Annotated in this window: 26 protein-coding genes; 4 read left to right on the plus strand and 22 right to left on the minus strand. The window is 39.7% G+C overall.

Annotated features, from left to right (window positions below):
- Positions 1–11: 11 nt before the first annotated feature.
- From GJU40_RS01615 to GJU40_RS01710, 20 genes are all read right to left on the minus strand, one after another.
- Positions 12–224 (minus strand): hypothetical protein, encoded by a 213-nt coding sequence (locus GJU40_RS01615; protein ID WP_154305995.1) that lies wholly within the window; start codon positions 222–224, stop codon positions 12–14.
- A 291-nt stretch (positions 225–515) separates the two neighbouring features.
- Positions 516–1,424: a phosphoadenosine phosphosulfate reductase domain-containing protein gene (locus GJU40_RS01620; protein WP_154305996.1), complete on the minus strand. Its 909-nt coding sequence runs from the start codon at positions 1,422–1,424 to the stop codon at positions 516–518.
- Positions 1,425–1,466: 42 nt separating this feature from the next.
- The gene (locus tag GJU40_RS01625) at positions 1,467–1,673 is read right to left on the minus strand and encodes a hypothetical protein (RefSeq protein WP_154305997.1); all 207 of its coding nucleotides are present in this window, start codon (positions 1,671–1,673) and stop codon (positions 1,467–1,469) included.
- 33 nt (positions 1,674–1,706) lie between these two features.
- Positions 1,707–2,231, minus strand: a complete 525-nt coding sequence (locus GJU40_RS01630; protein WP_154305998.1) for a dUTP diphosphatase — start codon at positions 2,229–2,231, stop codon at positions 1,707–1,709.
- A complete protein-coding gene (locus tag GJU40_RS01635) occupies positions 2,209–2,829 on the minus strand; it encodes a sigma-70 family RNA polymerase sigma factor (protein ID WP_154305999.1) in 621 nt (206 codons plus the stop codon). The genes GJU40_RS01630 and GJU40_RS01635 overlap by 23 nt, the downstream gene beginning before the upstream one ends.
- An 11-nt stretch (positions 2,830–2,840) precedes the next feature.
- The gene (locus GJU40_RS01640; RefSeq protein WP_154306000.1) at positions 2,841–3,035 is read right to left on the minus strand and encodes a hypothetical protein; all 195 of its coding nucleotides are present in this window, start codon (positions 3,033–3,035) and stop codon (positions 2,841–2,843) included.
- A gap of 23 nt (positions 3,036–3,058) precedes the next feature.
- Positions 3,059–3,445 (minus strand): hypothetical protein, encoded by a 387-nt coding sequence (locus GJU40_RS01645; RefSeq protein ID WP_154306001.1) that lies wholly within the window; start codon positions 3,443–3,445, stop codon positions 3,059–3,061.
- A gap of 19 nt (positions 3,446–3,464) precedes the next feature.
- Positions 3,465–4,004 (minus strand): ERCC4 domain-containing protein, encoded by a 540-nt coding sequence (locus tag GJU40_RS01650; protein WP_154306002.1) that lies wholly within the window; start codon positions 4,002–4,004, stop codon positions 3,465–3,467.
- Positions 4,001–4,264, minus strand: coding sequence for a hypothetical protein (locus tag GJU40_RS01655; RefSeq protein ID WP_154306003.1), 264 nt, complete (start codon positions 4,262–4,264; stop codon positions 4,001–4,003). The genes GJU40_RS01650 and GJU40_RS01655 overlap by 4 nt, the downstream gene beginning before the upstream one ends.
- Before the next feature lie 2 nt (positions 4,265–4,266).
- Positions 4,267–4,635 (minus strand): YopX family protein, encoded by a 369-nt coding sequence (locus tag GJU40_RS01660; protein WP_154306004.1) that lies wholly within the window; start codon positions 4,633–4,635, stop codon positions 4,267–4,269.
- Positions 4,632–5,066 (minus strand): hypothetical protein, encoded by a 435-nt coding sequence (locus GJU40_RS01665; protein ID WP_154306190.1) that lies wholly within the window; start codon positions 5,064–5,066, stop codon positions 4,632–4,634. The genes GJU40_RS01660 and GJU40_RS01665 overlap by 4 nt, the downstream gene beginning before the upstream one ends.
- A gap of 281 nt (positions 5,067–5,347) precedes the next feature.
- Positions 5,348–7,702, minus strand: a complete 2,355-nt coding sequence (locus GJU40_RS01670; RefSeq protein WP_154306005.1) for a phage/plasmid primase, P4 family — start codon at positions 7,700–7,702, stop codon at positions 5,348–5,350.
- Positions 7,677–7,922: a hypothetical protein gene (locus GJU40_RS01675; RefSeq protein ID WP_170289298.1), complete on the minus strand. Its 246-nt coding sequence runs from the start codon at positions 7,920–7,922 to the stop codon at positions 7,677–7,679. The genes GJU40_RS01670 and GJU40_RS01675 overlap by 26 nt, the downstream gene beginning before the upstream one ends.
- Positions 7,923–8,000: 78 nt before the next feature.
- Positions 8,001–8,477 (minus strand): DUF669 domain-containing protein, encoded by a 477-nt coding sequence (locus GJU40_RS01680; RefSeq protein ID WP_154306007.1) that lies wholly within the window; start codon positions 8,475–8,477, stop codon positions 8,001–8,003.
- A complete protein-coding gene (locus GJU40_RS01685; protein ID WP_154306008.1) occupies positions 8,477–9,190 on the minus strand; it encodes an AAA family ATPase in 714 nt (237 codons plus the stop codon). The genes GJU40_RS01680 and GJU40_RS01685 overlap by 1 nt, the downstream gene beginning before the upstream one ends.
- A gap of 2 nt (positions 9,191–9,192) precedes the next feature.
- The gene (locus tag GJU40_RS01690) at positions 9,193–9,750 is read right to left on the minus strand and encodes a host-nuclease inhibitor Gam family protein (RefSeq protein ID WP_154306009.1); all 558 of its coding nucleotides are present in this window, start codon (positions 9,748–9,750) and stop codon (positions 9,193–9,195) included.
- A gap of 125 nt (positions 9,751–9,875) precedes the next feature.
- Complete coding sequence (locus GJU40_RS01695; RefSeq protein WP_154306010.1) at positions 9,876–10,133, minus strand: AbrB/MazE/SpoVT family DNA-binding domain-containing protein; 258 nt, start codon at positions 10,131–10,133, stop codon at positions 9,876–9,878.
- Positions 10,134–10,348: 215 nt separating this feature from the next.
- A complete protein-coding gene (locus GJU40_RS01700; RefSeq protein WP_154306011.1) occupies positions 10,349–10,516 on the minus strand; it encodes a hypothetical protein in 168 nt (55 codons plus the stop codon).
- A complete protein-coding gene (locus GJU40_RS01705; protein WP_154306012.1) occupies positions 10,500–10,784 on the minus strand; it encodes a hypothetical protein in 285 nt (94 codons plus the stop codon). Before GJU40_RS01705 ends, GJU40_RS01700 begins: the two co-directional genes overlap by 17 nt.
- A 3-nt stretch (positions 10,785–10,787) precedes the next feature.
- Entirely contained in the window at positions 10,788–10,979 is a 192-nt protein-coding gene (locus tag GJU40_RS01710; protein ID WP_154306013.1) for a helix-turn-helix transcriptional regulator, read from the minus strand.
- A gap of 243 nt (positions 10,980–11,222) precedes the next feature.
- Here GJU40_RS01710 and GJU40_RS01715 point away from each other — a divergent pair, with 243 nt between their 5' ends.
- From GJU40_RS01715 to GJU40_RS01730, 4 genes are all read left to right on the plus strand, one after another.
- On the plus strand, positions 11,223–11,591 hold the full coding sequence (locus GJU40_RS01715) for a helix-turn-helix domain-containing protein (protein ID WP_170289299.1): 369 nt from the start codon (positions 11,223–11,225) through the stop codon (positions 11,589–11,591).
- A 133-nt stretch (positions 11,592–11,724) separates the two neighbouring features.
- Positions 11,725–11,958: a helix-turn-helix transcriptional regulator gene (locus GJU40_RS21465; protein ID WP_170289300.1), complete on the plus strand. Its 234-nt coding sequence runs from the start codon at positions 11,725–11,727 to the stop codon at positions 11,956–11,958.
- Positions 11,959–12,169: 211 nt separating this feature from the next.
- The gene (locus GJU40_RS01725; RefSeq protein ID WP_343031337.1) at positions 12,170–13,303 is read left to right on the plus strand and encodes a site-specific integrase; all 1,134 of its coding nucleotides are present in this window, start codon (positions 12,170–12,172) and stop codon (positions 13,301–13,303) included.
- Between the two features lie 117 nt (positions 13,304–13,420).
- Positions 13,421–14,650, plus strand: a complete 1,230-nt coding sequence (locus GJU40_RS01730; RefSeq protein ID WP_343031338.1) for a nucleotidyltransferase — start codon at positions 13,421–13,423, stop codon at positions 14,648–14,650.
- Positions 14,651–14,768: 118 nt separating this feature from the next.
- Here the strand turns inward: GJU40_RS01730 and GJU40_RS01735 are convergent, their stop codons facing one another.
- Positions 14,769–15,791 carry a SepM family pheromone-processing serine protease gene (locus GJU40_RS01735; protein WP_212029777.1) on the minus strand — a complete coding sequence of 341 codons (1,023 nt, stop codon included), beginning with the start codon at positions 15,789–15,791 and terminating at the stop codon, positions 14,769–14,771.
- Positions 15,775–16,617 carry a patatin-like phospholipase family protein gene (locus GJU40_RS01740; RefSeq protein WP_154306018.1) on the minus strand — a complete coding sequence of 281 codons (843 nt, stop codon included), beginning with the start codon at positions 16,615–16,617 and terminating at the stop codon, positions 15,775–15,777. The genes GJU40_RS01735 and GJU40_RS01740 overlap by 17 nt, the downstream gene beginning before the upstream one ends.
- Positions 16,618–16,701: the final 84 nt, after the last annotated feature.

Here is a 16,701-nt window from a genome sequence, read left to right on the forward strand (position 1 = left end):
CGGACTGTTCATCAATCCGGTGTTACTTCGACTGGTGCTTCTTTCCGTTTTAAGATGTAGCCTTCTGTATTTACATCTAAAATAGATACATAGAAGCTATCCCCTATGTCCATTAGAAATGCTACAAGTTTCTTTTTATCGCCTTTTATATAAACTTCTACGTATTCATCATCTGTGTACTTCGACCTTAACGATATTTTGTAATAACAATCTGAATGCTTCATTTTTTCATCCCTCTCCTTTAATGCGTATTTTGAGTCTACTGTACTTTTTAATCGTATTACGCCCTAATTCATTTTACGAATGTGGTATTCGACTTTACTTTTTAACCAATCAAATGTTTTACCTTTCAATTTAAAGAATTGTGAAAGTCCTAGCGGTATCAACCACAGTAAACCGAATACAAAGTGAAATGAATTGTTTAATAGTGCTTTTGTTTTGAGCTTTCGCTTCAATTTATTCGCTCCTTCTACTGCACATTTTTTGTCTACTGTACTTTCTAATCGGATTGTTCATCACTCGCAAAGTCCATATTGACTGGAACAGGTCGGGACATCATCTAATGCAATAATTTTCTCTAAATCATAATTTTTGCCGCCTCGTGATGTCTTTGACCATTCCACAACCTCTTTTATTCCATGTCCCCGTTCATCGCTCGTAAAGAATGTAGCTGATCCTCTCTTGGAAGCTAGCCCCACTATCCTTTCCCAATCGGAGACTCTTTCAATTTCCTCAGGGAATCTTCTTGCTATTTCAAACAGTTCATCTTTCCGACTATTTATACACGGCATACATCCAACCCGTCCCATTCCTTGTGTATATAATGGATTAGGTTTTATTCCATGCTTATCATGCATTTTGAAAACATCATACACGTCCCAATCTATCAAAGGGCGATAGACTTCATATCCTTCTGGAGTCATTTCTCTCTCTGGCATAGATGCTCTTTTTCGGCTCTCTTGCGCTCGGATTCCTTGCCAACTCACCACATGCTTTCCTTGCTGGAATAAAGGCTCATATATCTGCTCGTAAACAGGTATTACCTTCAATTCTTGCGTGCAGAATCTAGCCATTGTTGAGGGGAATCTACCTTTCCAGAGACAAAGATCTAAAAATGGTATACCTGTAGGTTTCAATACTTCCAGAGCTTGATCAATAATGTTTTCAGGAACACAGTCTTTTCTCCATTTCGTTTGTACCACTTCACGCTTTTTCATTATCCGATCAGAAAAATCAGGCTTGATTATTGTTATTTCACCTAGATTTTCTTGCAAGTATTCAATATATTTATAGGTTTCTGGATGTTCGTGTCCGACATCTGAAAAAATAACCTTCATGTTTTCAGTTTCTTCTTCTCTGGCTAATAACCAAAGGGCTGTACTATCTTTGCCGCCTGATATTGAAATAACATTTACTGTTTCCATGTAATTGCTCCTTTCTGTCGCTCTTTCGGTCAACTACCCACATCACCCGTTCATGCCATTGCCGCGCTTCTGTCCGTTCCGGTAATGCGGCTTTCTATCCTTAGCTGCTTCATCCTTTAGTTTCTTGATGACACGTTTCAAGTTTTTGTTCTCTTTGCTTTTGTTGATGTTCGCCCTTTTTAACTGCTTATTCTGGATAGTAAGGTTGCCAATAAGCTCCCTCATTGCTTGATAATCGGCATCATCCATTCTAAGCACTCCCCTCAATGTTTTATCTGCTGATCAATAACCTTGATCCTGTCTTTGATGGTTTATTTGATTCTTAGAGTAATAGGCTTGTTCTATTTGCTCCCAGTTGAATCCGAGAAACAGACCTAATTCAAAGAAACGGAATAACAATACATCATAATTGTCAGGTGAAGAATATAATTCAAATTCCAAAACTGCTTCATAAACACTCAGGAATGAATCGGTGATGTTTTCTTCGCTAACTAACCAAATATTAAGTGTTGACGGTGTGTAGTCTTTTTCAATCCCCAACTCCAGGACAAAATGGAGTGCGTCCACATATTCTTCAAGCATTGGATTGTAAAACTCAGCATCTTCAAGATCCACATAAGGCTGGCGCGCTTTTTTCGTTCTCGGTTCCTGGTCAGTGCTCCAAAATTTAAAGCTTCTATGCTCATTTGCACATTCCCCGAGCTCCACAAGTAATGCCAGTACCAGTTTGCTGAAGCGATCCGGCCCATTGTAAGCAATACGTTCACGCAATACCTGCTGAGTTTCAAACAACTTTTTTAGATTCATTGTGTACCTCCCTCATTTTGGCTAGTGCCTGTTTATATGTTTTGTGCATGTACGTTCTCGTGAAGCCTGTTTTAAGCCCTATCTCCGGGAACTTGTACCCTTGCTCCCTCCACAGAACAACTTCTTTCTCAAGCGGCGTTAAGCGGGATAAAAGGTTGTTTATGGTTATCCGGTTTAATACGAGCCTTTCGACATTGTAATCACTGACCAAGTGAAACGGTTTTTCTTCATCGTCAATAGTGACTGTCTCCCCTTCACGCTTTCCTGCTTTCCGGTCCCTGTTCAAGTCACTTAGTTTAGTATTCATAAATCTCGCCCAAAAACATATAAACGGATATTTGCCAGGCTTGTATCGTTTGAGTGCATCAAAGGCTTTGATGTACATAATCTGTTTCATATCATCGAAGGACATTTGCAACAGCTGCTCGGCAAAGCGTACCGACTTAAACCGTTTAGTGATAAAGTACCACAAGTAGTAATGGTATAGATCCCGCCGGACAGCTTCCTCCACAGCTTCATAGAGTAATTGTGGAGGACACTGGCCGTCATGGTTGATGATTGCCTGTAATTGCTTATCAGTGGCTTTTAACCAATCCATTTTTCAATCTCCTAGAAAAATTTATTTGCATCTGCAGTTGTATCAATATAACGGAAGGCTGCAAGCACCAGTTCATATTCCAAAGTGTCATAGTCAAGTTCATGGAGCTCTTTCCCATCCTGAGATTTAACAACAGACATGCTTTTCAGTTCCTCGATTAAAAACTCCCTTTTTTGCTTCATAACAGTGTCATATAAAATTCCCATCTTCCCTATCCCCTTTGCTTGTTTTATTTCAAGCTATCTGAGGTGATGTTCAATTGATGTATAATCTTGTCCCTTAGAGCGTTATATGCTTGCTTGTATTTATTCCGTTCAGCAGCAAGTTCTTTATTTTGCTGTTCTAACCTCAAATTTTCGTTCATAAGCTTGTTCATGAGGATCCTTCTTTGACCTAGCCTTAATTCCCGGTTCTGTTTGGTTAGCTGTTGGATTCGCTTCACAAGATACTTCTGCAAATCAGCAGTTTCCTCAAGTGCCATGAGCTCCCAGCTGTAATTTTCATCTTGGGCATCATCAATGGAGACACCGTACTTTTCAAAACCTTTTTGATCCTGCAGGTCAACAATCCTGGAGAATTCATCTATTACCGTTTGGCTCACTTTTGGACGTTTCATATGCCCCTCGCTTTCTTGATTAAAAAATCCCTGTTTTTAGATAATATTTTGCCTGGTAGTAAAAATGGTGATATATCCAGTTGCCACTGTATTTCTGATCCATGTAAACAATTTCAAAATTATACTTAGCTTTGAAGGTATTTAACCTACCCAGCAGAGCCAAAGGATTGTACTTGGAACGGTATTGCCCTTTGAGCATCTTCTCGTAGCCATGGAGGTCCTCCACGATCAATGTGAAGGGAATGTCTTTAGAACGTATTAATTCGTTCTCAAAGGCCGTTGCTGTGTCTTTCTGAAGGTTCCCTGTAATTTCATCAATGTGGGCTTTCCGTTCCACTCGGCTGTTTAGGAAAATATCCCGAGCAATTCCCAGTTCTTCATTCTTCGGGATCATGCAGCCATAATCACCGGTGTCCAATTTTTGAATCTTTACCGGTATTTCTTTCAGCCGTAAATACTCCAAGATATGACCGTTTACATTTTCCCGGGTGTCAATGACAATGGTGAGAGTTTTTAATATTTTAGTAAGTTCTGAGTCTGTGTAGCTGTAATGGATCATTTCTTTTCAATCCCTTTAAATGCGCCTGGTTGATAAAGACCCTCATGAAAACCTTCTACGTCATCAGAAGCTGAAGTAACCACATAAAAATCACTGTGCTCCTGCCATCCGTCCATTAAACAATCTTGAGTATTTACAATGTCTTGTTTATAGCCATCCTGAAACATGAAATGGTTCACTACAGCCGTACCAGATGAATAATATTTTCCAGAAGATTTATAGAAGGTGACATTTATTTTTTGGTTTATTGGCTGATTCATTTTTACACCTCCAGTAGTTCAGGGTTTTCGTAAATGTTGCCGATGACTTCATAAGTTGTATTTAATTCTGCCTTTAGCAATGAAGTATTATCTCGCCTGCTTTTCACTTTGAACTCGCAGTAATCATAAATTACCTCTCCGATGATTCTAGGGCAGCCGTTAAATTCATAAGCTTTGCCTTTAACTAAGTCCCCCTCATAAATCTCCTTGCCATTCTTATCCTTTAGGCCGGTGTATTGCATTGGAATGTAACCAGTCATCTTAGCAGGAATGATTTCAACTTCACCTGCATTTGTATTTGCTCTCATCGATAGGCTTTGGAACATGGTATTTGTTTTTTGATACCATTGCCTGAACTTAATCTCCCTCATTGCCCTGCTCCCTTCTTCGCATGCGCCACAGCCCGTTTATACAACTCCTGAGCCATTGCATCTGATTTATCATTTTCGTATTTCCGGTAGTCCTCATAAATGTCTTTCCAGCCGTTTTTAGCCAGGACCACTGTCCAATCAATAAACAACATGAGAGATTCTTCATCTTCACAAAACCATTTCTCAAGCTTTTCGTTCAGTTGCCATCCACAAATATGAGAAACCATTTTTAAAAGTGTAATTTTCTCCCCGCCGGCATCCTTCCAAGATTTAAACCAATCATCTATTTTAGAAAAATTCCCTTCGGCAGCTTGCATCACTTCTGGAGGAATTAGATTTTGCTTTTTGATAGCCACTCGATTATCGACTTTATCCAGATAGATATCCGCTCCAGATTTCCAAATTTGACTGAGGATCTTTAAAACTTGCAATTGATCACCTCGTTTCTGGATAGTTACTAAAAAGGGCTCATAATTACGCAAAAGTTACTCAAAAACAGCGCTTTTTAGTGAAAAGTTACTTTTTAAAACAGGCTTCAACCTTAGAGCCACAAGGGATTGAACAATTCGAGTTACTAAAGTTACCTAATTTCGGGTTGTTACTGTACTATAAGTACTTATATATATTTATTTTTTTTGTTATATATTTTTTAGGTAACAAAAGTAACTAAAGTAACTAAAAAAGTAACATGAACCTTAGAGCCTCAAGGGTTTCAAGTAATTTTGAAAAAGTTACTTTTTGAAGAATCAGGCTGATTTTCATCTAAATTCGGTAACTTTTGCTGTAAATGACTAACTTTTCGCTCCTGTAAAGTAACTCCCATGATGTAAAATTTGTTTCCGGAGCCGCGTTCCTTTTTAAAACCCTTTGTTTCTAGTGAGCGGTAAAATGCTCGATTCTTGAGAGCAAACTCACCATTTTGGAAGCACCAGTTTGAATAAACTTCATAAAGTTCCTTCGCGGATATCTTCTGATCATCGGCAATGTAACAGCGTTCGTATAAGAATGGTCCCAAGATATCCATATCTTCTTTGTAATCACTGGTGGCTTTCATAACGGTTCTTGGATCATTCAGCCCCGTCTGCTGCCACTTCAGGCACCCTTCAATCGCCCAATTAAGAATCCCGGGCATTTCCAGGCTTAATTTCTCCGGAAGCTTTTTGTCGCGTTTTTCCTTTGGTAGCTGCAGATTGAATGGAACCAATCGAACGCGCCGCCAGATTCCTTCGTCCACACCTTTGATGACTGGTTTATGGTTTGTCGTGAAGAATACTTTGAACTCTGGAATAAACTCAAAATATTCTTGTCTGAGGAACCGGGCCAGCACCGGCTCACCGCCTGTTATCTGTTTTACAAAAGACTCTGATAACTGCTCCCCATCTTCACTTTCAATTGCTGATACAAAGCGGGCCCCTACCAATCTAGCAATATCATTATTTGCGCCGGTTTCTTTTTTCTTGATGAATGTGTCTGATTTTGCCTGCTTGCCGTATTCGCCCATTAGGTCTTTAATGGTATTGATGAAAGTGGATTTTCCATTAGAACCTCCACCGATTAGAAAAACCATGATTTGTTCTGATATCTCTCCGGTGAGGGAATATCCAATCAGCCTTTGCATGTATTCAATAAGCTCTTTATCCCCCTGGAATATTTGTTCCAAGAAATTAAGCCACTCAGGACATTTCGCATCTTTGTCAAAGGGAACCGGTGATATTTTCGTCAAAGCCAGTTCACGATCATGCAGCTGCAGCTTGCCGGTTTTCAGGTCCACTATGCCGTTTTCGAGATTCAGCAGGTATTTATGCCGGTCAAACTCTTCACGTTCCCCTGGAACCAATGGCATGAGGTCTTTAATGCTATTCATCCGGATATTTCTTCTTTCACACATCCGGGACCACTTTACCTCTAATTCATCATCTGACTTGGAAAGGTTGCGGAGAACTTTGGCTGTGATCCGTTCAATTTCTTTCTTGGTGTCCAGTTTCCAGCGCTTACCGTCCCATATGAGCCAGCCCATATCTGAGACATATTTGATTACATGACCGTATTCGTATGCAATCCGTTCAGCATTTCCTAGTTCCGTTAAGCGGAATTTCTTCTTTGGTTTTTCCTCCACAACTTCTGCTGCATCACCATTGTGGAAGTCAAAGGAGAATTCATTGAATTCCTCTTTGTTGTCCAGGATGGTTGTGGATGTAGATGAAATTGCAATGGCAATGGTTCTCTCACCGTATGTTTCATTTGTGTCTCTGAAATGGATAACGTCCCATTTGTCACGCATAAGACCGGATTCCCGGAACATGGTATCTATTCTTGTTGCAGACTTCCCTGTCCAAAAGGAAAGGTGATTACATAAAGCCAGGTCAGAAGCTGAATGATCATTGTTAATTAGATTGCCGTTGTACAATGAGCGGATGTCATCACCGTTTTTACTGCGGAACATCCTCTCCCATAGAGCTTCATTTGATATTTTGATTTCGTCATTTTCAAATTCAGCCAAGTTCACTCTGCCCTGAATATCACTGTCATCAAAATACTTTTCAAATACTTCGGCCAGTTCATCTGTCCGGTCATACACTTCATTGGAATTTTCTCTGTTCCCGGTAAAAGTGAAGTACCGGCCATATGAGTAAATTTCCAAACCATGCTGGGTGTTTTTCCTCCCCGTCCCCATCACTGACTGTGGAAGGCCACCCTTGATGATGATGTGGATGCCATTGCCCGAAGGAGAAAATTCGGTGTAACTGTCCAAAGTATCAATGATCTCTGTTGCAAAAGTATTTGGCTTTCCGTCCACAACACACTTATCAATGTCAATTCCGATAAAGTTATCCTGCCGGCTGAATACAAAGCCTATTCCGTCATAATCGCCTTCTAAGTAGAATTTCACTGCTGTTGCAAAGGTGCTCCAGGTGCGGCGGTTATTTGCCTGAGCCATTTCACCGTTCACTTGGCAAGGAACTTTAGTGTATCTGCCGTTTTTCTTTTCTGACTTCCACAAAATCCACTGAGGAAGGGCTTTTAATTCAGCTGGGATTTCATTAAAGTTGTACGGATTTTCTTTCATGCTGCTCTCCATCCTTATAAATCAATCCTTGGCGAAACATATGCTCATGAGATTTTTGAATCGCTTTTGTACTGAAGCGCCATTTAGCCCAATCATGACCGATTTTTTTTTTGATTTTACGAATCGCTTTTGATTTTGAAGGCTCTTGAATACCAAATACAAACTGTTTACTAACACTGCTCCATATACCATACATGCCTGTTTTGGGACTTTTGGCCATTGATTTTCACCTCATTTCACTGTTTTTAGGTATAAAAAAGAGAAGCTGGGCAAAACCAACTTCTCTATTTAGTTGTTATCAGAAAGGCAAATCATCATCATTGATTGTGATACTACCACCTGTGGAAACCGGGTTAACATCCGAAGGATCATAATACTTTGCTCGGGCAGCCACACGTTTTTGTTTCACCCCGTCAACTACTTTTTCATAATCCTCATGCTTAACAGTAATTTTCAGATTTTTGTTAATCAGCTGCTTAGCCATATCCTCCGGAGAGCTAAATGAGTGGTTGTTAGAGAAACCACATGCTTTTAATAGTGAGTTCACAATCCGTACAGCAACTTCATGCTCAAAAGTGAAAGTGTTATACAGGACTTTGGCTCCCTGGTGGTTCTGTGGAACATCACTGCGAATTTCAAAATCAACTTGCAGTTTAGCTTTTCCAGCTTGTGACTTGCCTGCTTCAGCGTTCACGATAACCGCCTCATATTTACCTTCAGCTACTAACTCAAATCCAGTGTTTACATTTTCTTCATCAAATTTAAAGAATGACATTATTTATTTCCTCCCGTATTTTCATTTGTGGATGACAAGAAAACATCTTCTTGCTTACAACCTTTTCTACTGTCCAATTGATTTTTTGCGTAGATGCTGTTTGTTCCTTGTAAAACAAAGCCTCTATCACCCTCTGGATTAATCATCAAGCGACCAACCACATCACATAAACCTAAAACGTTATTTAAAATCTTTTGATTAATCTGCGGATAAGAGCGGTTATACTGCTGACCTTCAGCTGTTGTATAAAGATCTGTTGTTTCCCATGCAGTAAATACAATTCGGTCAGCAAGATTCTTCATCCATCTGAAACTATTAACCACTCGGAATTGCATTTTTTGATAATCCCCTTGTGATGGAACACCTTGATTTTTTCCAAGAAACCCTAAATGAGATAATAAACAGCGCTCCAGCTCAGAGACATTATCGACTGCGATATTTTCATACTTGCCTTTTACTTCTTTGAGGTGAGTCAATAGTGCTTCCCAATACTCCCAAGTGTTTTGGTTGTCCACATAAATGATGTCAATATTCGCTTCACCCTTTAGTACCTGTGAAGTGCGATCTATATCAAGGACTAACGTTTTACCTGGCAAATGTCTTAATGTATGTGTCTTGCCCATGCCGGGGTTTGCGTATAACAGATAAGTTTTCCCCTGTTTCTCTTCAATTTCAGTTGCATTATGTGAAGTGAAGTTATGTTGTTGAGCCAAAATTACACCTCCACAGAATAGGAGATTGATTCCGGCTTAACCGTTACTCCAGGAACCATTTGCCCATTGTTATCAACCACGACTTTCTCGCCGCTGATTTCCACAATCTTTAGGACCTTTTTGAGCTCTGCCCATTTAACGCTGTTTTTGATGCATTCATCCATTTCATTTTCAATGGCATACTGCAGGATTTTTTCCTCGTCCTGCTTTTCAGGAGTTGCTGCAGACTTTCTTGTTTTAGATTTACCGTATGGTGTGCTGATTGTTTTAGCCTTTGGATCCTCAGCAAGTTTCTGCATGTGGTACACTTTCACCATATTTTCAAAGAATGATAGACTATTTGTAATTGTGGACAGCTCCCCGCGTTCCCAATCAGCAATCCTTTCACGTTCAACATCAGCCAGCTGCTTAATTTCTTTCTGTTTGGCATGAAGGGCTGACACCTTACGAAAAACCCAGTTCAAGCTGTCAAGGTCAGTGATTTCAAACTTTCTTTCTTCCTGGCTAAGTGAGTTAATATCTTCAACTTCCACCAATTCAAGATTTTGCAATGGATTCATTTCCGATTCCTCCCGGATTATCAAATTTATATGGCATGTCCATTCAAACAGTTGAATATAATGAATGGAAAAGGTTAAACTATAGATACAATTACTTTTAACTTGCTGTTGGCCCAGCAGGTTTTTTATTTTGTCTTGATGAAAGTGATTGCTTCATCAATCAACCCCATAGATGAAAGATCTTTAAGTTTGTGCTGCTCCAGAGCCTTGATAAGATTCTCCCTTTGGATTTCCGGCTTGTATGCTTTAAGTAGAATCCCATCATGTGTGGCCATTATTTCAATAGGTGTTCCTGGTTCCCATCCGAAAATGTCTCTACTTTCTTTTGGAAGAACGATCCGTCCTAATTTATCAACATTTCTTACAATTCCTAAAGGTTTCATATAACCTTCCTCCTCAAATTTTTTGTGAAGCTTGACCGATATTTCTGCATCACCTCCCTTAAAATTTATGACTAAATCCTTTCAACAAATATCGCGCACTTGGCAAAAAAGAAAGCCCCGAGGGGTTTAATCTTCTATTGACATCCACAGGATAATGCAGCCACCAAAGATAAAAGTGCACATCCACATGATTGCAATTAAATTCAAAATGTCCATTAGTGTTTCCCGGCCAGGTATTCAAGCCGTTCCTTCCGTTTTGCATTTTTTAAATATTCCACATAGAACGCTTCACCCTCATTGCCGTTTAACAGGTGAAATTCAATCAACTGAACCAAGAAGCCCTCGTCATTTAAAAGCTTCTGATATTCAGACGGTTTCTTCATCTTCGTCCTCCGATTTATATTTATAAAAGACTGCTAACTCTAAACTACTGTCACCTAAAACTTCAAACCATTCTGTTCCGCTAGTTGAATGTTTTTCAACAGAACCGCTAACATACATATCCGCAAAACTGTTAGCTGTAGCAAGAGCGGATTCTTCATTCACATCCGAGTCAGAGTCAGTATGGAAATATATATTTATACTTGCTCCTTCCTCAATGGCTTTCCTAAGGATTTCAACTTTTTGATCAGTGCTTAAATTTTTATTCATTCCTTAAACCTCCTTTTTAAATTTATGCTGGTTAATCCAGTTGAATAGATCATCTTTATCAACCCGCTTAGTTCTGCCAATCCGAATCAATGGAAAATCCTTCTGCTCCATCAATTCGTATGCATGGCGAAGGCTGCAACCAAGAATTTCAGAAACATGCTTTGCGTTTAACAAAGATGGATATTGTTGAGCCATTGTTCACATCCTTTCTGTTGTCTGATGGACAACTAAGATTGAAAATTTTTTTGTTGACCGCGTTTTGTTGTCCTGTAGCCAACTTATGATTTTATATTAATGCATGTTATGCAATAGGTCAACACCTTTTTATATTTTTTAATTAATTTGCATACATTGTTGCTTAATGGTCAACAATATACCCGTATTCAGTATGTTATTGTTATCTTGAGAGTTGTCCCGAAGGACAAAGGAGGAGTGGGTTTGAGTTATTTAGGCCGTAGATTGAAGGAACTTAGGCAAGGGAGTGGTCTGTCCTTACGAGAACTAGGTGAAAGAATAAATATGAATTACAGCCATCTGTCCAGACTTGAGAACGGGCAGAAAATACCAAGTTTAGAAACAATTGAATTGTTAGCCAAGTTTTTTGAAGTTAAGGCGAGTTATTTATTAGGAGAAGTGGACACATACGAATTTAACGAAGATGAAGAAGATTTTGTGAAGGATCTGGACCTTTCATTGAAAGAAGTACAAGAAAAATACAATATAACCTTTGAGGGTAAACCAGTGACCGATGAAGAATTAAAAGACATACTGACGTACCTTAAAGTGAAACGAGACATAAAAAAATAACTACCCTTTGGGGGTAGTAAGTTTTTTCTCTTCTTTTTTTATTATTTTAGCAAGTATTTGTTCTAATTTAATTTCTTTTTTAGCCAACACGATCCAACTCCTTAGCTATTTTAATGTAGGGGAATGGTGTCTTTTGACGGTCAAAGTCGGAAGGTGCCTGCTTCGAGATATCCTTAAAGATCAGGGCATTAGCATACAACAGTTAGCGAACCGTCTTGGCGTCTCAAGACAACAGGTAAGCAAATATGTGAACGACAAGAAGAAAATGTCGTTTGAAACCGCTCTAAATGTTGCTGCTGTGCTAAATGTTAGTGTTTTGGAACTATACGAAATAATTGAAGTAGGTATCAAAAATGGTAGGCAATAAGCCTATCATCGACTATACCGCACCCTTTAGGTCTCGGATATAACGATATAGATATATAGTACCACCTATGTAAATTTAAGTAAGTCGAAATTTGTCAAATAACTAAAAATTTTTATATAATTTAAAATGAGAACAATCGTTCGTAAGTTATGGTGCAATTGTATCATTTGAACTGGAAATTTTCAAACAATATTTAGGAGGAAATACAACTGTGAAAGGCAGCATCCGAAAAAGAGGGAACAAATATCAATATCGTTTTCATGTGCGCGATCCCATCACCAATAAAAGAAAAGAAATTTCTAAAGGTGGATTTGATAAGGAGAAAGAAGCCGAAAAAGCAATGGTGCTGGCTATGGCCGATTATGAAAGAGGTATGCTTGATCTAAGTGGGAAGTTCACCTTTCAGCAGCTTGCAGAGCTTTGGCTGGATGATAAAGAAGGGAACGTGAGGGAAAGCACTCTATACTCCTATAAACGGGCCCTGAACGCCAGGATCATGCCCACATTCGGTCAACTTGATATCAAAAGCATAAAACCCTTACAAATCCACAATTATTATCAGAAGCTTAAAAATGAGGGTGCAGCTAAACGATATATTTCTTATATAGGCACAATACTCGGATCAATATTCAAAAAAGGTGTTTCTTTGGAACTGATTTATAAAAATCCTGTGCAAGATGTAGACAAGCCTAAAATGCAAAAGAATAAACAAAAAAGCTGGACCGCCGAACAAGCAATTGAATTTCTGAAAGTTGCTCGGGCCAGGTCGGATTATTATCTAGCTTATTACCTTGCTTTACTTACAGGAATGAGAATCGGTGAGGTCTTAGGCCTGCATTGGTCGGATATAGACTTTGAAAAGAGGATGATACATGTTCAGCACACTCTGACTTTGAATGAAGGCAAATATGTAATAGGTCCGGTCAAAACGGAATCATCGGAGAGGCATATTCCGGTGAGCGCCAATTTGCTTAATCAATTAATAGAACATAAACAAACCAGTAGGAATACTTCAGAGGATTTAGTTTTTCGCACAAAAAAGGGGAAATTGGTTGTTCCTTACACACTCAGGTACATGATGAAACAGTTGTGTGAGGAGTTAGATCTTCCCTATATTAGATTTCACGACATAAGAAGAACCCACACTTCCATCTTAATTGATGAAGGCGTGAGTCCAAAAGTAGTGTCACAAAGGTTGGGCCATAGTGACGTTTCTATTACACTTAATATTTATACAGATGTCTTTGATCAACGTCAAGTGGAAGCGACAGACAAAATTGATGAAATATTATCTGGTGGGCAAAGTGTGGTCAAAGAGAAAAATGAAGGCGGCAAAAGCCCATAGATAAAAGGGTTTATCACCATTTATAGTGTAATTTTTTTCTTTACACTATAATGTAGGCAACAATACATACACTTTACCACGTTTTGTCCAAAAAACAAACTATAGAGGATGGGAATCGTGAGAGCAGTTGGAATTGTAGTTGAATATAACCCTTTTCACAATGGACACCTATATCATGTTACTGAAAGCAAGCGTGCTGCAAAGGCTGATGTGGTCATCGCCGTAATGAGCGGAAACTTTCTTCAAAGGGGCGAGCCTGCTCTTGTATCAAAATGGAACAGAACCAAAATGGCTTTGGAAGGAGGTGTAGATCTCGTGGTTGAACTGCCTTATGCCTATGCCACGCAAAAGGCTGAAAGCTTTGCAAACGGAGCCATTTCAATTTTAGAAGCCTTAAAATGCACCAGCTTTTGTTTCGGGAGCGAAAATGGAGATATATCAAGCTTCACAGGTGCATTGAATGCGCTGAAAAAACACCAGCAGGAGTATGACAGCGCAATAAAAGGGTTTTTGAAAGAGGGCTTCAGCTACCCAAAATCCCTTTCACTGGCCTATAAAGAGACGGCAGGCACAGCTGTTTCCCTGGATTTATCCAAACCTAATAATATTCTCGGCTATCATTACGTGAAGGCGGCAGCTGGGCAGGAGGCTTCCATTGAACCTCAAACTATTGTGAGAACTTCAGCCGGATATCATGATGAAGAGTTGCCGGACTGTTCTATCGCTAGTGCGACAAGCATTCGAAAAGCGATCTTTTCAGATGGAAGCAGCGACATTTCACAGTATGTCCCGAAAAGTACGGAAGCCCTGCTGTCAGAATATCGGGAGGAATTTCGCGGCTATCATAATTGGGAAAGCTATTTCCACCTATTAAAATATATGGTTTCAACCCTCTCACAGGAGGAATTGAGACAAATATACGAAGTGGAAGAAGGACTTGAAAACCGAATTAATCAAACTATTTATTCTGCAGAAAACTTTCATGAATGGATGAACAAGATGAAGACTAAGCGCTATACCTGGACAAGACTTCAGCGTTTAAGCACACATCTTCTTACTAAAACTACAAAGCAGCAGATGAAAAACATTCCTGAAAAGGCCCCGTATATCAGGCTGCTCGGGATGAGCAAAGAGGGACAGGCCTATTTGTCTGCCATCAAGAAAAGCATGACTGTACCTGTTATTTCAAAGCTGTCTGCATTTCAGCATCCTATGCTTGAGCTTGATAAAAAGGCCGGCAATGTTTATGCTTCCATTTTCCCCGAAGATGTCAGAGTAAGCATGCATCATCAGGAATATAGCACACCTCCTTTAAGGTACAACAGAGTGAGCAGCACCTATGAATAACATGAAACGTGTCAGAAATTAGAAAAATCGTCAGTGCAGACATTGCGTATTAAATATAATGCTAAAAACCCCTTCTTCAGCTGTTATGTGAAAAGGGGTTTTTTTATGCACGCCATGCTTATTGATGCTTCTTCATAAGGAAGTGCAGCGCATCGTCAAAGGTATCAACAGGTACGACCTTCATCTTTGTATCAATATCCCTTGCTGCCTCTATCGCAATTTCATAGTTAGATCTGCTTTTTCCTTTTTCATTAGGTGCAAAAAAGATACTTGCACCGGCTTTATCAGCAGCAACAATCTTTTGCGAGATTCCTCCGATTGGACCAACTTCTCCGTTCGAATTGATGGTTCCTGTTCCTGCTATTTTCTGCCCTTTCGTGATATCTTCTTCAACGAGCTGATTATAAATTTCCAAACTCATCATCAGTCCTGCTGATGGGCCGCCTATATCCTCTGTCTTTAATGTCACTTTAGGATCTACAACTACTTCACTGTCCGTCACAAGTGAGATCCCGACACCAGCTCTTTCAGGGTCGTTTGGAAACGGGGCAAGCGTGAGCGATACGGTATTTTCCTTTCCATCCCTTTTATAAGTGACCGCTACTTCATCACCCGCACTTTTTTCCCCTACATACGCAATAAATTCCTCTGCTGTAGTGAGCTCTTTATCATCTGCTTTGAAGACCCTGTCTCCAGCTTTTAATTTACCTTCACCAGGCATCCCTTCCATAACAAATGTAATATATACACCTTGATGCCGGTATTCCACCTTTTTTCCCGCTTTTGTATAAGCTATAGCAATTGCAGCATCCTGAGAGGTTTCCATTAAGTGTATCTGACGAGTCAGATATTCAGCGTCACTTTCGCCTTCCTGTTTTACCTGAGCAACAGGAAAGATTTCATGGTATTTATTAAATTGTGCACTCAGGTAGGTGAAAGGATTTGCCCGGCCAATTCTTACCGTTGTCAGTGAAAAGCTTCCTTCCTCTTCATAGCCGTTTTCAACCTCCACAATCGGTTCCAGCTCTGTAGCCATTCCCGGCCTTGTCACGTAATAAGGGAGTTTTATAAAATTAATGATGATGATGATAATGATTGCAATCATTAACGGCCTAAATATGCCGTTACTCTTTCTTCTCATGGTTGTGCGACTCCTTCCAGCGCTTCAAAAGCTCCTCTATTTTAGGGAGCTGCTTTTTTGTTTCTTCTTCGCCAATATAAATAATTTCCATCAGATTAGTAAAAGCCCTGGAACTAAAATGTTCTACATGGGGACGAATCATAATATCAGAAGCAATTTCACGGTGATGAACTAGTTCATCCTGCATAATATCAAGGCTTTGCATAATCACGTCAAATATGCTGGAAATTTCCTCAGTACGTTTCACCTGTGCCACATCTACCGCAATCACGATATCGGCTCCCATCTCTCTCACAACTGATACAGGAACCCTGTCAACGACACCGCCGTCTACTAAAAGCCTGCCATCAATTGTTTCCGGTACAAATATACCGGGAATTGAAATGCTTGCCCTGACAGCATCTGCTATAGAGCCAGTTTGAAATACAACTTTTTTTCCGGCTTTTAAATCTGTCGCCACAATTGCGACTGGAATATCAAGTTCTTCAATTTTTTTTTGATAAGTAAATATCCTGATCAAATCCTTGACCCGGTTTCCAGCAACAAACCCCATTTTTGGGACTGTAAAATCAAGATAATACTTTCGTTTAAATGCCCCGGCAAGCTGATAGAGCCTGCCAATGTCCTGGCCTGCACCATAGAAACTTGCCACAAGTGCGCCCATGCTGCTCCCAGCTATCATGGATACAGGTATACCGGCATCCTTCAAAACTTTTAAAACGCCCAGGTGGGCAAATCCCCTTGCTCCTCCCGAGCCTAGTGCAAGCCCTATCTTTGGTTCAATATCCAAGGAGAGCCCTCCTTTAATTGTGAATGTATACGACATTCTTATGGTCTAAAATGACCCCCTATTCTCGTATATTGAATTAATAAGGATTGTCCTGCACTTGAATATGCTTATTCTACCATT

The organism is Metabacillus lacus, assembly GCF_009674805.1.
In the GTDB taxonomy this organism is placed as follows: domain Bacteria; phylum Bacillota; class Bacilli; order Bacillales; family Bacillaceae; genus Metabacillus_C; species Metabacillus_C lacus.

Excerpts from the sequence above, each read along its gene's own strand:
- GJU40_RS01635 (WP_154305999.1), bottom strand. The coding sequence starts at position 2,829 with ATGGATTGGTTAAAAGCCACTGATAAGCAATTACAGGCAATCATCAAC.
- GJU40_RS01675 (WP_170289298.1), bottom strand. The coding sequence starts at position 7,922 with ATGGCCAAAAGTCCCAAAACAGGCATGTATGGTATATGGAGCAGTGTT.
- GJU40_RS01710 (WP_154306013.1), bottom strand. The coding sequence starts at position 10,979 with ATGGCTCAACAATATCCATCTTTGTTAAACGCAAAGCATGTTTCTGAA.
- GJU40_RS01640 (WP_154306000.1), bottom strand. The coding sequence starts at position 3,035 with ATGGGAATTTTATATGACACTGTTATGAAGCAAAAAAGGGAGTTTTTA.
- GJU40_RS01615 (WP_154305995.1), bottom strand. The coding sequence starts at position 224 with ATGAAGCATTCAGATTGTTATTACAAAATATCGTTAAGGTCGAAGTAC.
- GJU40_RS01625 (WP_154305997.1), bottom strand. The coding sequence starts at position 1,673 with ATGGATGATGCCGATTATCAAGCAATGAGGGAGCTTATTGGCAACCTT.
- GJU40_RS01650 (WP_154306002.1), bottom strand. The coding sequence starts at position 4,004 with ATGATCCATTACAGCTACACAGACTCAGAACTTACTAAAATATTAAAA.
- GJU40_RS01690 (WP_154306009.1), bottom strand. The coding sequence starts at position 9,750 with ATGAATCCATTGCAAAATCTTGAATTGGTGGAAGTTGAAGATATTAAC.
- GJU40_RS01700 (WP_154306011.1), bottom strand. The coding sequence starts at position 10,516 with ATGAAGAAACCGTCTGAATATCAGAAGCTTTTAAATGACGAGGGCTTC.
- GJU40_RS01670 (WP_154306005.1), bottom strand. The coding sequence starts at position 7,702 with ATGAAAGAAAATCCGTACAACTTTAATGAAATCCCAGCTGAATTAAAA.
- GJU40_RS01695 (WP_154306010.1), bottom strand. The coding sequence starts at position 10,133 with ATGAAACCTTTAGGAATTGTAAGAAATGTTGATAAATTAGGACGGATC.
- GJU40_RS01735 (WP_212029777.1), bottom strand. The coding sequence starts at position 15,791 with ATGAGAAGAAAGAGTAACGGCATATTTAGGCCGTTAATGATTGCAATC.
- GJU40_RS01645 (WP_154306001.1), bottom strand. The coding sequence starts at position 3,445 with ATGAAACGTCCAAAAGTGAGCCAAACGGTAATAGATGAATTCTCCAGG.
- GJU40_RS01705 (WP_154306012.1), bottom strand. The coding sequence starts at position 10,784 with ATGAATAAAAATTTAAGCACTGATCAAAAAGTTGAAATCCTTAGGAAA.
- GJU40_RS01620 (WP_154305996.1), bottom strand. The coding sequence starts at position 1,424 with ATGGAAACAGTAAATGTTATTTCAATATCAGGCGGCAAAGATAGTACA.
- GJU40_RS01740 (WP_154306018.1), bottom strand. The coding sequence starts at position 16,617 with ATGTCGTATACATTCACAATTAAAGGAGGGCTCTCCTTGGATATTGAA.
- GJU40_RS01660 (WP_154306004.1), bottom strand. The coding sequence starts at position 4,635 with ATGAGGGAGATTAAGTTCAGGCAATGGTATCAAAAAACAAATACCATG.
- GJU40_RS01680 (WP_154306007.1), bottom strand. The coding sequence starts at position 8,477 with ATGTCATTCTTTAAATTTGATGAAGAAAATGTAAACACTGGATTTGAG.
- GJU40_RS01630 (WP_154305998.1), bottom strand. The coding sequence starts at position 2,231 with ATGAATCTAAAAAAGTTGTTTGAAACTCAGCAGGTATTGCGTGAACGT.
- GJU40_RS01655 (WP_154306003.1), bottom strand. The coding sequence starts at position 4,264 with ATGAATCAGCCAATAAACCAAAAAATAAATGTCACCTTCTATAAATCT.